This is a genomic window from Gordonia sp. w5E2, assembly GCF_036540975.1.
Lineage (GTDB): Bacteria > Actinomycetota > Actinomycetes > Mycobacteriales > Mycobacteriaceae > Gordonia > Gordonia jacobaea.
In genome coordinates, this window is record NZ_CP144213.1 from 3,405,901 (window position 1) to 3,420,266 (window position 14,366).

The 14,366-nt window shown below is 64.7% G+C and carries 9 protein-coding genes and 1 tRNA gene; 6 read left to right on the forward strand and 4 right to left on the reverse strand.

The window, feature by feature from the left end; all coding sequences use genetic code 11:
• Positions 1–74 precede the first annotated feature (74 nt).
• The gene (locus RND64_RS15445; RefSeq protein WP_049699079.1) at positions 75–1,604 is read left to right on the forward strand and encodes an HNH endonuclease signature motif containing protein; all 1,530 of its coding nucleotides are present in this window, start codon (positions 75–77) and stop codon (positions 1,602–1,604) included.
• Between the two features lie 92 nt (positions 1,605–1,696).
• Here the strand turns inward: RND64_RS15445 and RND64_RS15450 are convergent.
• The 3 genes from RND64_RS15450 to RND64_RS15460 form a co-directional block, all read right to left on the reverse strand.
• A tRNA-Met gene (locus tag RND64_RS15450) sits at positions 1,697–1,770 on the reverse strand.
• 132 nt (positions 1,771–1,902) lie between these two features.
• On the reverse strand, positions 1,903–3,153 hold the full coding sequence (locus tag RND64_RS15455; RefSeq protein ID WP_049698985.1) for an MCE family protein: 1,251 nt from the start codon (positions 3,151–3,153) through the stop codon (positions 1,903–1,905).
• 243 nt (positions 3,154–3,396) lie between these two features.
• Positions 3,397–6,372 carry a UPF0182 family protein gene (locus RND64_RS15460; RefSeq protein WP_049698984.1) on the reverse strand — a complete coding sequence of 992 codons (2,976 nt, stop codon included), beginning with the start codon at positions 6,370–6,372 and terminating at the stop codon, positions 3,397–3,399.
• A gap of 213 nt (positions 6,373–6,585) precedes the next feature.
• Here RND64_RS15460 and RND64_RS15465 point away from each other — a divergent pair, with 213 nt between their 5' ends.
• Positions 6,586–7,200, forward strand: a complete 615-nt coding sequence (locus tag RND64_RS15465) for a PPA1309 family protein (protein WP_049698983.1) — start codon at positions 6,586–6,588, stop codon at positions 7,198–7,200.
• Positions 7,201–7,226: 26 nt separating this feature from the next.
• On the opposite strand, the gene RND64_RS15470 is transcribed toward RND64_RS15465, so the two are convergent.
• Positions 7,227–8,264, reverse strand: coding sequence for a YlbL family protein (locus RND64_RS15470; protein ID WP_049699078.1), 1,038 nt, complete (start codon positions 8,262–8,264; stop codon positions 7,227–7,229).
• A gap of 180 nt (positions 8,265–8,444) precedes the next feature.
• On the opposite strand from RND64_RS15470, the gene RND64_RS15475 reads away from it, so the two are divergent.
• The 4 genes from RND64_RS15475 (at position 8,445) to RND64_RS15490 (ending at position 13,989) form a co-directional block, all read left to right on the forward strand.
• Complete coding sequence (locus RND64_RS15475; protein WP_049699077.1) at positions 8,445–9,911, forward strand: zinc-dependent metalloprotease; 1,467 nt, start codon at positions 8,445–8,447, stop codon at positions 9,909–9,911.
• A gap of 100 nt (positions 9,912–10,011) precedes the next feature.
• Positions 10,012–10,962, forward strand: coding sequence for a hypothetical protein (locus tag RND64_RS15480; RefSeq protein ID WP_049698982.1), 951 nt, complete (start codon positions 10,012–10,014; stop codon positions 10,960–10,962).
• 65 nt (positions 10,963–11,027) lie between these two features.
• Positions 11,028–12,344: an ABC1 kinase family protein gene (locus RND64_RS15485; protein ID WP_049698981.1), complete on the forward strand. Its 1,317-nt coding sequence runs from the start codon at positions 11,028–11,030 to the stop codon at positions 12,342–12,344.
• 97 nt (positions 12,345–12,441) lie between these two features.
• Positions 12,442–13,989, forward strand: a complete 1,548-nt coding sequence (locus tag RND64_RS15490) for an HNH endonuclease signature motif containing protein (RefSeq protein ID WP_235434347.1) — start codon at positions 12,442–12,444, stop codon at positions 13,987–13,989.
• Positions 13,990–14,366 lie beyond the last annotated feature (377 nt).

Below are 14,366 nucleotides of genomic sequence, written 5' to 3' on the forward strand. Positions count from 1 at the left end.
GTGCCGGTTTTGTCGGTACCCCTTCGTACACTTGTGCCCATAAGTTCGATCGCCGCGGAGGGGAGGTGATTCAGATGTCCAGTGTGTTGACGTTCACCGATCCGGATGCCGACGTCGCCACGATCAGATCCATGTCGCGAGAGGAGCTCACCGAGACCGGCCGGGAGTTGTTGCGCGAGTCCCGCAAGCACGAGGCCCGGACGGTCCTGGCGGGCGCGGCACTGGCTGAGCGGGTGTATCGCGAGCACCTCGCCGGTCGGTCCGAGACCAGTGTGTGGGGTTCGGTGATCGAGCATGCCGAGAAACTCGGGCGAGCCGAAGTCTCTTTGCAATTCGGTGTCTCTCGAAGCAAGGCCGGGAGTTGGGTGGCGTTGGCGGATCTCCTCGAGAAATTCCCGCTCATCCGCGCCGCCTATCTGAACGGCGACTACTCCACCAACCGGATCTCGATCATGGCGCGCGCCGCCCAACGTGGTGGAGACATCGATCCCGACTACATCGAGGGTGATGACTCGGAGATGTCGTTCGAAGAGATCGTCTTGGACTACGGTTCCCGCGCCACCACCGACCCAGTGCTGTCCCAACAGCTCGACGCCGCGTTGATTTCGATGAGCCCCGACAGTGTCACCGAGGAACGCGACACCATTTCCGAGTTGGTGGGTGACGTCACCATCACCGCAGAGGTGGCGGGCCACTCCAACCTGGATGCGGTCATCCCCGCCCACTATGGGGTGTTCCTCAAATCGCAGATCGACACGCTGATCGATGAACGCACCTGCCGCAAAGATCCCCGTCGGCTCGGGCCACTGCGGGTGATCGCGCTCGGGGAGATCACCGGCGTACCGGGAGCGCACCTCACCTGCGACTGCGGCCTCGACACCTGCCCAGCACGGGTCGCCCTGCTGACCGAGCCCGCCGACGCCGAGGACGCGCAAGCATGCGAAGCCCTGCTGCCCGCACCCGCCGAAGCAGTGGAGCCGGTCGCCGAACCCGGGGTTCCCGACCCGACCAATCCAGCTACCCCGACCGAGGTGCCGGTCCCGTTCGGACGAGCCCTGGTGATGCCCGATGCACCCGTGTTGACAGTGCTCATAGACCCCGACGGTGTGCTTGTACCCCGGTTACAGGGATACGGGCCGATCGATCCCACTTATGCGACCACCCTCGCCGATGTGGCGAAGACCATTCACTACCCCGAATCCGCACGTGCCGCCGGACCACTCATCCCGCAGATCTCCGACCGACCCCAAGCACCACCCGCCGATCCGACCGGCCACGGTTCTCACACCGTGCCACCACCTGGGGCATTGACCTATGCACCCAGCGCCACGTTGCGCGCCGAGGTGCTCGCCAATGACGCCTGGTGCCGATACCCGCTCTGCGGCATGCCCTCCTACCTGTGCGACCTCGACCATTGGCGACCCTTCAACCACACCGACCCCGAGGCCGGCGGCTGGACGGCACTCGACGACCTCATCCCACTGTGCCGGGCCGATCACCAGCGGAAACATCTTGGAGAGTGGGTACCGACGCTCCACACCGACCGCAGGGTGGAATGGCGTAGTCGGCGCAGCGGCCAGGTGATCGTCACCTATCCGCGGTGACATGGTTTCGCGATGGGAGAGAACCCAAATGGCACAAATGAATCCGGCCCCACCGAGACGATTTGCGTCGTCCCGGCGGGGCCGGTTCCTAGTAGCGGGGACAGGATTTGAACCTGCGACCTCTGGGTTATGAGCCCAGCGAGCTACCGAGCTGCTCCACCCCGCGTTGGTGAACACCACGTTACAGGTGCGTTCGGCGCAGATGCAAATCCATTGCGCCACCCCTTCTGACCTGCGGCGATGCGTCCAAAAGTGGCTTCGGCGAGCGTCGTGGTGACCGACGACACATTTGCCCGCATCACCCCGCCGACCGCACGCCCATCAGACCCGCGAGTTGCTGCGCGAGCGGGTTCAGATTCAGCTTGTCGGGGTCCTTCTTCGGCGTCGAGTCCCACGGCTGCGGGGTGTCGGGGTTGGCGGTCGAGACTCGTTGTGCGCCACGGACGGCCGTCGGGTTACCGAAGGGCACGGTGCAGCGCGCCTCGGTGTTGAACGGGAACTCGTCGTAATTGATGTCGAAAGTCGGCTTCTCACGTCGAACACGCGCGAGCATCGCGTCGGTCGACTCGTAGCCCTGCGTGCACGCCGGCGGGTTATTGGTCTCCAGGACGACGCCGAAGTGGATCTGACCGTCGCCCGGCGCCGTCGTATGCCCCTGCGCCGAAAGCAGACTGAGCATCGCGAAGGCGTTTCCGATGTTGTAGCCCGCGGGCTCGATGGTGCGCGCAACCTCGGAGAGTTGCCCGACCACCTTGCCGATGTCGCCACCGTTGCGCTGGATGAGTGTGGAGATCTGCGTGGCCGATGTCGTGCCCGTCGTCAGCAGCCTGCGCAGATCGGGATCCGACGACGCGAGCGTCGCGGTGATTAGATCAAGGCTGCGCGACCACGCCAGGATCTGATCCGACTGCGCCGCTTGCGTCGCGAGCACCGAGTCTGCCGAATTGATCAGCGAGATCACCTGCGGCAGTGAGTCAACCCCGGCGCGCGAGAGCTTCCCCAGCGAGTCGACGAGCCGTGTGAGGTTATCCGCCTGCCCGTTGAACGCCGCGCCGAGCTGGGTGATCACGGTGTGCAGATCGTCGATCGGAATCGACGAGGTGAAGTCGAGCGCCGACGACACGACGTCTTCGATCGGCGGCGGGACGGAAGTCTTGGTGATGACCGATCCGTCGTGCAGGAATGGTCCGGACCCCGACTGCGGTCGCAGATCGACATACTGCTCACCGATAGCCGACCGATTCGCCACCACGGCAACCGAATTCGCGGGAATGTCCGGCCCGGAGGATTCGAGGATCAGCGGCACGGTGACCCCGTCCGACCTGAGCGCCAGTGTGCCGACACGACCGACCGGCACGCCCATATAGGTGACCTCGGCGTTGGTGAAGATGCCGCCGGACTCCGGTAGATGAGCGTCGACCGTGTAGATCCCCACGCCGACAACACGATTGAGATGCACGTAGCGAATGCCCGCGTAGATCGACACCACAAGCCCGGCGATGATCAGCACAGCGATCTGGATTCGAGCGAGCCGACTCAGCGGTGGCATTTTCCCCGACCTCCCCAACGAACAATCGGCACCCGGCGAATCGAGCACTCGCGATTGTCACATTAGCCATCGGCATCGACGATGCTTGCATCGTGAAGGACCGATGTGATGGTCCCGTGAACCACGGCTTTCAGTGCGCCAGAGCACATTTGGGCGCACGATGAGACCGGCAAGACAGGACCCACAACGACTCTCGGCGTCGGACCGCTATGGTCCGACGCCGAGAATCATCGTTGCTCGAGGTCAGTTACCCGCGGGCAGTGACTCGTACTGCTGCACAGCCTTGTTCAGCCGGTCGAGTGCCTCGCCGTAGGCGGTGAAGTCGCCCTTGGTCTGCGCATCCTTGAGCTGGCCGAGTGCAGCACCGATCTCCTTCACCGCGGCCTCACGCTGAGGTGACGAAGGCCCCTGCTGGGTCGGTTGTGTCGGCTGCGCGATCGGCTGTTGGCCATCGTTGCCGACATCGACCGGCCCGTTCTCGGGTGTCGTCGCCTGGGCGGGCGAGATGCCCACCTGCTTGAGCGCCTCGGCCACCGTCGCCGCGTAGCCCACGCGGGCCTCGTCGCTGGCCGCGTTGAAGTAGACCAGCACGCGGTAGAGCTTCGGTATCGCGGAGTCGTCGGTCTTCGACTGCGTGTACATCGGCTCCATGTAGAGCACGCCGTTCTGTCCCACCGGAAGGGTGAGCAGATTGCCGTAGGTGACCTTGGTGGTGTCCTCGACCTGTTTTCGGTCGGATGCCACGGGTCCGGCGCTCTTCATGTTTTCTTGTGCCTGCTGCGGTCCGACGGTCTGCTTGGTCGTCGGCAGCGTCTTGACGGTGATCTTGCCGTAGTCGTCGGGGTCCGACGACGCCGTCATGTACGCCGAGAGGAATCGGCTGTTGAAGCCGTTCATCACGGTCGTCAACTGGAACTCGGCCTGCGGCCCACGCGGCGAGGCCGCGGTGAAGTAGTACGGCGGCTGGCTCAGGCCCTGCTGGGTCGCGTCATCCTTTGTCGGGTCGTTCGGGATCGACCAGAAGTCGTTGCTGCGGAAGAACGTTCCCGGGTCCGACACGTGGTAGCGCGACAACAGCGCACGCTGGATCTTGAACAGATCCTCGGGATAGCGCACGTGCTGCTTGAGGTCTTCCTGCTTGTCGAAGTCGCTGCGCGGCTTGACCGTTCCGGGGAAGACCTTCATCCAGGTCTTGAGTACCGGGTCATTCTGGTCGACCTCGTACAGGGTCACCTTGCCGGTGTACGCGTCGACGGTCGCTTTCACCGAGTTGCGCACGTACGACACCTGCTTGTTGACCTGCGTCCTGCCGGTCTGTCCGCGGTTGAGCTCCTGGGCGTCGGTCGTCGCATCCTGCAGCGACGTCTTCTGCGCGTACGGGTACGTCGCAAGGGTGGTGTAGCCGTCGACGATCCACTTGATCGACCCGTCGGCCATCACCGACGGATACGTCTTGGAATCCACGGTCAGCCACGGTGCGACCTTCTTGACGCGGTCGCGGGGGTCACGGTTGTAGATGATCTTCGAGTTGGAGTTGATCGCGTTCGACAGCAGGATGTTGCGTTCGGTGTACTTGACCGAATAGAGGATCCGGTTGAACCAGTTGCCAAGTGAGACACCCGAATCGGCACTGTAGGTGTAGTTCTTGCCGTCGAGGTCGTACTCGCGGTCGCCTTCTGTGGAGCCGACGATCGCGTAGTCGGGATCAACCTTGGCGATCAGCTCGCCGAAGTAGATGCGCGGCTGACTCACCTTGATCGGAGCATTGGCCTTGTAGTCTTCTGTCTGGTAATTCTCCAGGTCGCTCACCGCGAACACCGGCAGGCCACCACGGTCACTCTCGGCATCCGACGACGCTTCGTCGACGGTGTTCGCCTGCGCGGCAATGAATCCGTTGCCGTGTGTGAAGACGGTGTGCTTGTTGATCCAGTTCTGCTGGTTGGCGTCGAACTTGCTGGGATCGAGTTCGCGTGCGGCGACGATGAAATCGCGCTGCTGACCGTCGACGGTGTAGCGGTCGACGGCGAGCTGCGTCGGGAATCCGTAGAAGTTCTTGAGTTTTTGACGCTGGGTGAATGCGGGCTCGATCACGTTGGGATCGAGGACGCGGATGTTCGACAGCGTTGCGCTGTCATTGTTGACCGCGACAGGATCGGCCGGTTGTTGTGTCCAATTGCGTTGATATTCGACGTTGGTGCCGTCGACGAGGCCGTACGCCTGTTTCGTCGCATCCATATTGCGTTGGATGTATTCGAGTTCTTTCTGGGCCGCGTTCGGCTTGACCGAGAACTGCTCCATTGCCAGCGGCCAACCGACGCCCATGACGAGCGCGGTGAACAACATCAGCACGGTCGCGAGCGCAGGGACACGCAGATCGCGCATCACCGCACCCGCGAAGAATGCGACGGCACAGATGATCGCGACGACCATGAGGATCAGTTTCGACGGCAACACCGCGTTGATGTCGGTGTAGCTCGCGCCGGTGAAGATCTCCTGCTTGCGCTGACTCGACAACAGCGAATATCGATCGAACCAATACGACACCGCCTTGAGCACCAAGAAGGTTCCCGCGAGGACGGCCAACTGAATACGCGCGGCGTTGGTGATCGAGTTGCCTCCGCCACCGAGACGAATGCCGCCGAAGAGGTAGTGGGTGATCAGGCTGGCGAAGAAGGAGATCACCACGACCACGAACAGGATGTTGAGCACGAACCGATAGAACGGGAGGTCGAAGGCGTAGAACCCGACGTCGAGACCGAACTGTGCGTCGCGTTGCCCGAACTCGGTTCCGTGCAGGAAGGTCTGCACCGTGGCCCACGACCCCTGCGCGACGAGCGCGAAGATCAGTCCGATGAGGATCGGCGGGATGATCGCGTACCAGCGGATGTGGCCCATGATCGAGGCCCGGTACCGGGCCAGTGGGTCATTCGGACCGCTCGCGGGCACGAAAACCGGACGCGACCGATAAGCCAGCGCAACGGCTCCGAAGATCAGACCGCCGGCGAGGACGCCGACGATCAGGAAAAGCGCGATGCGTGTCCAGACGATCGTGGAGAACACCTCGGTGTATCCGACGTCGGACATCCACAGCCAGTCGGTGATGATGCTGACGAGCCGTGGCCCCACCAACAACACCACGAGGATGGCGACACCCACCCCGATGGCAATCTTGCTTCTGCGCGACAGTGTCGGCATGCCCGCCGGCCCGCGTACGCCCACTAACCCACTCTCCCAGTGCCATCGTTCTCGGTGCGATCGTTGTTCTCAGCGCGATCATTGCAGGGCGTACCCGGTTCGGTCATTTCGGACATCTCCGGGGCTGCCGCACCTCACAGCGCGATCGTGGCATTCACTGTACTGTCCTCGCGCGGGCGCCATCGGATCCCATGGTCCCGGTACGTCTTAGTGGCACACGAGGCAGTATTGACAGCCATGACCGACGAGCACACCGACCGCGGCCAGTTCTCCCCCGACGATCTCGGTCGCGCACTGCACGACATACTCGATCACGTCGAACTCGGCGGGTGGGGTCAACCGCCGCAGTTGTTCGCTCTGGTGCCGACGAGTCTGATCGCCGAGCAGAATCCCGGCCTGGTCGACGAGGACGACGATTCCGCGCTGAGTCCCGTAGCGCAGGAGCCACTCGAGGTCTCCGCGGGCGACGAACCGTACGCACAGCTCGAAGAGTTCTTGGCGACGGCGACGTGGAGCCCGCCGGTGGAAGGCGTGGCGCTGGTTCTGGAGATCGTCGTGTTGCCTCCGGATGCCGAAGGCGACCTCGACTCCGCATTCGAACCACTCCTCGCCGATCCCGCCGCGAGCGAGTCCGCAGCGCGCGCCGCGGCCCGCAAACATCCGTCGGCCCGCACGGCACGCCTGGCCGTTGGCGCTCTGCGCGGTGGAAAAACGCTGTCGCTGATGCGGTTACAGCCCGCCCCCGACGACGATCCCGATGCGCCGATGGAATTGCTCACGCATCCAGAATTGGCGTCGACGCTGCAGTCGGCGTTGGCTGCCACGCTCGACGACCGCGAGGCGCAGGGGTAGAACTCAGCAGCCTGGTCAGCGCCGGATCAGCAGTGGGGTGCGTCCTTGCCCGCGCGTACGTCGTCGAGTGCCGAGAGCGCGGAGTCGAGTGAGTTGACCTTGACCAGTTGCAAGCCGTCGGGAGCGTCGGACTTGGCTTCTTTGCAGTTGCGTTCCGGCACCAGGAATACGGTGGCTCCTGCTTCACGGGCGGCGAGGGTCTTGTGTGTGATCCCGCCGATGGGGCCAACTGTGCCGTCGTCGGTGATCGTCCCGGTGCCTGCGATGAACTTGCCGCCGGTCAGCTCGCCGGGCGAGAGGCGATCGATCACCGCGAGTGTCAGCATCAGACCCGCTGACGGTCCGCCGATGTCGCCGACGTTGTAGGAGATCTTCAGGTTGGGGTCAGCGTTGACCACATCCGGGGTGAGTCCGATGTAGGCGACGTCGTTGTCGTCGGGGCGAGCGGCGGCGGTGACCGTGACGGTTTGTTTGGTGCCTGCGCGATCGATCTCGATCGGGATCTGTGCACCCGGCTTCTGCTTACGTACGGCCGACTGCACGTCCTCCGAGGTCGAGACCGCTGCCCCGCCGACCGACAGGATCTGATCGCCCTGCCGCAGCACCTTCGACGACGGTCCGTCTGCGGCGACGGAGTCGACGATCAGCTTGGTCGGACGGTCGAGGTGGCGCAGCGCTGCTGCCGTCGCGGTGCTCTCCGACCCGGTCATCTGCTGCTGGTTCTGTTCCTGAACCTGCTGCGTGGTCTGGTCGGGCGGGAAGATCTGCTCACGGGGCTGCACGGTGTAGCGGCCCGAGACCCACAGACGGATCGAGTCGAACAGGGTGAGGCCGTCGCTGACCGACACCGTCGTGAGATTGAGGTTTCCGTCCGTCGGGTCGACGGGGGTACCGGTGATGTCGACGACGGGCTTGTCGTCGAGCTTGCCCAGCGTGTTGACGGTCGGACCTGGTCCGAGGGCGACGAAGGGCACCTGCACCGTTGTGCCGACGACGATGAGAATGAGTAGGAGCAGCGTCGTCACTGCGATGGTGGCGATTCGGCGGGAATGCTGCCGCACCATCGTTGCGGGACCTGTCATTCCGCCCACCATAATCGACGCCACGAGCGGGATATGCAGGCAGGCGTGAGCGGGCGCGCTTGAGTCGATGTCGCGCAGCGTCGAAGATCATTGAGCGAACTACGCTCAAGGCGAACGGCTCGCAGGTCACCCATGGTCGACTCGGACGGTACCGTGGAACCCATGAGTGATTTGCCCTTCGGTTTCTCCCCGTCCGGCGACGGTGACGACAACAACCGCGACAAGAACCGCGACGACAAGGGCAGTGGTGCGTCCGGCGGCGCCTCTGGTGGCGGCGAGTCCGCACAGAATCCGTTCGGCTTCGCGCTCGGCGGTGAGTCCCTCGACCCTGCGGCACTCGGCCAGGTGTTCAGCCAGCTCGGGAGCATGCTCAGCGGGATGGGTTCCGGGACCTTCGGATTCGGCGGTCAGGGCAAGGGGTCGGGGCCGGTCAACTACGACCTCGCGTCGAACCTCGCCCGCCAGCAGATCGGGAACTTCACCCCAGTCCTGGAGCGGGAGACGAACGCCGTCACCGACGCTGTGCGTCTCGCCGACGTCTGGCTCGACGACGCGACCACACTTCCCAGTGGCGTCAGCAAGTCTGTCGCGTGGACGCCGGTGCAGTGGCTCGAAGAGACCATGCCGACGTGGAAGCGCCTCTGCGATCCCGTCGCCCAACAGCTTTCGCGAACCTGGGAGCAGAATTTGCCTCCCGAGGCAGCGCAATTCGCTGGTCCGATGATGGGCATGCTGACCCAGATGAGCGGCATGGCCTTCGGCACCCAGCTCGGTCAGGGACTCGGCCAACTCGCCAAGGAGGTTCTCACCTCCACCGATATCGGTCTGCCCCTTGCACCCGAGGGTGAGGCCGTGCTGCTCCCCGAGGCGATCGCGGCGTTCGCCGAAGGACTCGAGCAGCCGGCACAGGAGATCGTCGTCTTTCTCGCCGCACGTGAGGCCGCACATCTGCGCCTCTTCACGCATGTGCCGTGGCTGCGCCAGCGTCTGTTCGCGACGGTCGAGGAGTACGCGCGTGGCATCACCGTCGATTTCAGCGGCATCACCGACCTCACCGCGAACATCGATCCGGCACAGCTGTTCTCCGATCCGTCGAAGCTCGAGGAGCTGATGAGTTCGTCGGCGTCGTTCGAGCCGACAACAACTCCCGAGCAGAAGGCTGCGCTGAGCAGGCTTGAGACTCTGCTCGCCCTCGTCGAGGGCTGGGTGGAACAGGTTGTGTCACAAGCACTTTCTGATCGAATCCCGAGCACGGCCGCGCTCACCGAGACCATGCGTCGACGTCGCGCGTCCGGCGGTCCCGCCGAGCAGACGTTCGCGACGCTCGTCGGACTCGAGCTGCGTCCCCGCAAGGTGCGCGAGGCGTCGGCCCTGTGGCGCCAACTCGCCGAGGCCAGCGACATCAACAATCGCGACGGCGTCTGGGCGCATCCCGATCTGATGCCCGACGCCGACGACCTCGACAATCCCGCGGGCTTCATCGACCGGGTCATCGGCGGCGACGTGGGCGGCATCGACGAGGCGATCGCCGAACTGGAACGCACGCTCGCCGAGGAGGCAGCGAAAGACTCCGGCGACGAGCCCGAGTCCGGGTCCGGCGATGACAAAAAGGACGACGGCAACGCCTGACGTGCTCGACATCTGTGCATGAAGGCCGGCGCGCTGCGTCGGCTGTGGATAACGTCGCGCTGCTCGGCACGCGCACGGATTCTGCTGGCAGAGTTGCCGCATGGCGCGACGTGCACGTGAACTGCTGACATCGACGGCGGCCGCCCCTCAGTCGATTGCAGCTGACTCGGATGAGTCTCTGCCGGTTGTCATTCCGGGCACCGTCGTGGTGATCCGACCGGGAAATCGGCTGCAGATCGGTAGTGGCCCCGACAGCGGCATCGTGGTCGAACTCGACCGCGAGGTGTCGGCGCGGCAGCTCGCCAACCTACTCGTGAAGCTCGAGAATCCACAGCGAATGTCCGACGTCGCGACCGATCTCGCCGCGACAGGCCTGACGCCCGACGACCTGTCCACCCTGCTCGAACATCTGGTCGCGGCGGGCCGTGCGTTGCAGGGACTCGCGGCGTCGCCTCGGCGTATCGACGACCGGCTGCGTTGTATCCGCGTCCACGGCTCGGGGCCGTTGGGCTCGCATCTCGCGACGTCCCTGGCCGACTCGGGTTTCTCCGTCACGCGGTCGAGCGGACGGCCGTCGCCCGAGCATCCGGTGTCGGGGTGGCCGACGGATCTAGTGGTGCTCACCGACTACCTCGTGCACGACACGATGCTCGTCTCCGGACTCATGGACGCGGGACGGCCCCATCTGCAGGTGCGGATGCGTGACGGGGTCGGGATCGTCGGACCGCTGGTGCTGCCGGGACTCACGAGCTGCCTGTCGTGCATCGACCTACATCGCGCTGACCGTGATCCCGAGTGGCCGATCGTCGCGGCGCAGTTGGTGCGGGTCGCCGGTCACGGCCGGCCCGCCACGGTTCGGGCGACCGCCGCCCTCGCCCATGAGCACATCGAGCAACTGTCCGTGGCGATCTGCGCACCCCTGGGCGCGCGACCACCCGAGCTGTTCGGGCGCACCGTCGAACTTCATTCCGAGCCGACGACGAGGATCGTCACCAAAACATGGGTTCCGCATCCGTTGTGCCGGTGCCAATACGACGTCGCCGCCGGGTGATGGGGCCTGATGGCTGAGGCCGATCCTCAGGTCGGTCCTCTATCCTGTGATGGGGAAAGGACACCATGACCGACATCACACGCGGGCAGCATCGTCGCAACGCACGGTTGGCGACGCTACCCATCGGTATGGCAGGTCGAGCGGCCGCTGGCTTCGGCAAACGGATGGTCGGAAAAGACAAGGACGAGGTCAACCAGGAGCTCCTGGAGAAGGCCGCCGATCAGTTGTTCTCGGTGCTCGGTGAGCTCAAGGGCGGCGCGATGAAGGTCGGCCAGGCCATGTCGATCATGGAGGCCGCGATCCCCGACGAGTTCGGCGAACCCTTCCGTGAAGCGCTCACCAAACTGCAGGCCGAGGCTCCCCCGCTACCCGCGACGAAGGTCCACAAGGTTCTCGACCAGCAACTCGGCACGAAGTGGCGTCAGCGTTTCCGCGAATTCTCCGACGAGCCCGCGGCATCGGCGAGCATCGGTCAGGTCCACAAGGGCGTCTGGTCCGATGGCCGCGAAGTGGCCGTCAAGGTGCAGTATCCCGGCGCCGACCACGCGTTGAAGGCCGACCTCAAGACGCTGTCGAGGATGTCGGGACTGCTGCAGAAACTCTCGCCCGGGACCGACGTCAAAGCAATGATGGACGAACTCATCGACCGCACCGAGGCCGAACTCGACTATCTCGGCGAGGCCGACAACCAGCGAGCCTTCGCGAAGGCATTCGACGGCGACTCCGATTTCGTCATCCCGAAGGTCATCGCGAGCGCGCCCAAGGTGGTCGTGTCGGAGTGGCTCGACGGCACACCACTGTCGAAGATCATCACCTCCGGCGATCAGGCCACCCGCAACGAGGCCGCCGCACGCATGGCGACGTTCGAGGTGAGCTCACCGTTCCGCGTCGGACTCCTGCACGGCGACCCGCATCCGGGCAACTTCTTCATTACCGACGACGGTCGCTTCGGTGTTCTCGACTTCGGCGCCGTCGGCCACTACCCCAACGGGCTACCTCCCGAAACCGGCCCCATCCTGCGGCTCGCTCGTGACAAGCAGTACGACGAACTGACCGAAGAGATGATCAAGGCAGGCTTCATCCTGCGGTCCCGCGCCGACCGGGTGAGCCCCACCGACATCGAGGCATACCTGAAGCCTTACGTCGACCCGCTCTACACCGAGTCATTCCACTTCACCCGTAAGTGGCTCCAACGCGCCGCGGGCAAGGCAACCGACGTGCGCGGCGACGTGTACAAGACGTCGCGAAACCTCAACGTGCCCAAGCAGTATGTGATGGTGTTCCGTGTCCTCGCGGGCTGCGTCGGCATCGCCTCGCAACTCGACGCCGAGGCCCCCTACCGGGCGATCATGGAGAAGTGGGTGCCGGGGCTCGCCGACTGAGTTTTCCGCGTGTCCGAATTGTCGTACCCACCCTGTAGCGTTGTTGTCAGATCGAACACACAAGCGATCACCGACATACCGGCGCAAAGGGGGGGCCATGACCGACATCATCGACGACCACGCCCCGACCTCACCGTTCCCTCACTCGCCGCTCTCGTTCACTCCCGCCGACATCGACACCATCGGTCACCTGTCCGGCGTCGAACTCAACGAGGTCGCCCGCACCACCCAACGCCTCGCACGCCAGGCCGAAGCACGCACCGCGCTCCTGGCCTACCGCATCGGCGAATCGATTGCCGACGACATGCTCGTCGTCGCCGCCACCCGACCGCACACACATCACGCCGTCGACAAAGCCGCGATCGCCGAAATCTCGTTACAGCTCGGCATCTCCCGATCACTGGCGCGCCGCTACGCCATCCTCGGCGCCCACCTCACCGACCTCCCCAACACCGCCACCGCATTCCTCGACGGCCGCATCCGGTTGTCCCGCATCGAAATCGTCGCCGACCAACTGTCGGTGCTCGACTCGTCGCTGCGGGCGAATGCCGAACCCCTCGCCCTCGAACTCGCCCGACGCACCTCCGCCGACTCCACCCTGCGAGATCAACTCTCCGAACTCGTGATCGCCCTCGACCCCGACGCCGCCGCGGACGCCCGCCACGACTTCGCCGACCGCAACCAAAACATCCACATCCGACCCGACACACACGGACACGTCACCCTCGACGGCTGCCTACCCGCCGAACAAGGCCTCCACCTCGCCCAGCGCATCTCCACACTCATCGACGAACGACTCTGTTCTGACGACCCACGCCCACAAGGCCGACGCCGCGTCGCCGCCCTCGCCGAAATCCAAGGCCTCCCCGGCGCCCACCTCACCTGCCACTGCGGCAATCCCGACTGCCCCGCCACACCACGTAACCCCGAAACACCATGCGACACAGCACCGTTCGACGAGGCCGACGTCGAAGTGGCCGCTGACAGCGCGACGTGCGAAGAGCAACCTGCCGAAGAGCCGACAGCCGAGCCCGCACAGCAGACGGCATTGGAGGTGCTCATCGATCCCGCCGGTGTCGAGGTTCCACGGCTCGTCGGCTTCGGAACAATCGACCCCGCCCACGCCGCCGAACTCGCGGCAGGCGTCATCGCACGGACCGTCGTGTTTCCCGACCTCACAACACTCACCACCACAGGGCCGCCGAGTCTCCCAGCGAACCTCACCTCGCCAGGGCTCAACCTCGCCGCGATGGCATCCAACCTCGCCTCATGGGGGCTGCCCGACAATCCCGCACCTCCCGCCGACCCCACCGGACACGGCGGCTACCCAGCCCCACCACCATGGGCGCTGCGATACCGACCACCCGACTGGCTACGCAAACAAGTCATTGCCCTGCACGGAGTATGCCGATACCCCGAATGCGGCAAACCCGCAGAACACACCGAACTCGACCACCTGGTCAAGTTCAACCACACCGACCCCCACGCCGGTGGCTGGACCGTGCTGTTCAACCTCGTCCCCCTCTGCAGACCCGACCACCAACGCAAACACCTCGGCTTCTGGACACCCACCATGCACACCGACCTCTCCATCACCTGGACCAGCACCCGCACCGGCGAAACCATCACCACATACCCCCGCTGACCACCTAGCCGCAGTGCATCGTCTTGTCGCATGAGCCCGATCCGTATGCCAGCCCGATCCGTATGACAGTCTGGGCCCATTTCCGGGGTCAACGTCATACAGATCACCGGACGCTCGAGCAGCACCCCGACACTGCACGCCGGCGACGTCTGTGTGCCGGTCGATCCGGCGACGTTGGCCGAACGACTGAACGCAGCGGGCTTCACCGACGTCGAGGTCGAGACGAACGAGTGGGCGGTTCGCTTTCGCGCGCGTCCCTAACTGTGACGATCCCTGACGGTGACCCACGCACCAGGTCGCAGGTCGCCCAGAACGCAACGCGGCCCCCGCCATCTGCGACGTCGTCTGTCGCATGAGGCGGGGGCCGCGTGGGTCGT

Bases quoted from the DNA above. Each gene is read 5' to 3' on its own strand.
- RND64_RS15445 (WP_049699079.1), top strand. From the start codon at position 75: ATGTCCAGTGTGTTGACGTTCACCGATCCGGATGCCGACGTCGCCACG.
- RND64_RS15455 (WP_049698985.1), bottom strand. From the start codon at position 3,153: ATGCCACCGCTGAGTCGGCTCGCTCGAATCCAGATCGCTGTGCTGATC.
- RND64_RS15465 (WP_049698983.1), top strand. From the start codon at position 6,586: ATGACCGACGAGCACACCGACCGCGGCCAGTTCTCCCCCGACGATCTC.
- RND64_RS15470 (WP_049699078.1), bottom strand. From the start codon at position 8,264: ATGGTGCGGCAGCATTCCCGCCGAATCGCCACCATCGCAGTGACGACG.
- RND64_RS15475 (WP_049699077.1), top strand. From the start codon at position 8,445: ATGAGTGATTTGCCCTTCGGTTTCTCCCCGTCCGGCGACGGTGACGAC.
- RND64_RS15480 (WP_049698982.1), top strand. From the start codon at position 10,012: ATGGCGCGACGTGCACGTGAACTGCTGACATCGACGGCGGCCGCCCCT.
- RND64_RS15485 (WP_049698981.1), top strand. From the start codon at position 11,028: ATGACCGACATCACACGCGGGCAGCATCGTCGCAACGCACGGTTGGCG.
- RND64_RS15490 (WP_235434347.1), top strand. From the start codon at position 12,442: ATGACCGACATCATCGACGACCACGCCCCGACCTCACCGTTCCCTCAC.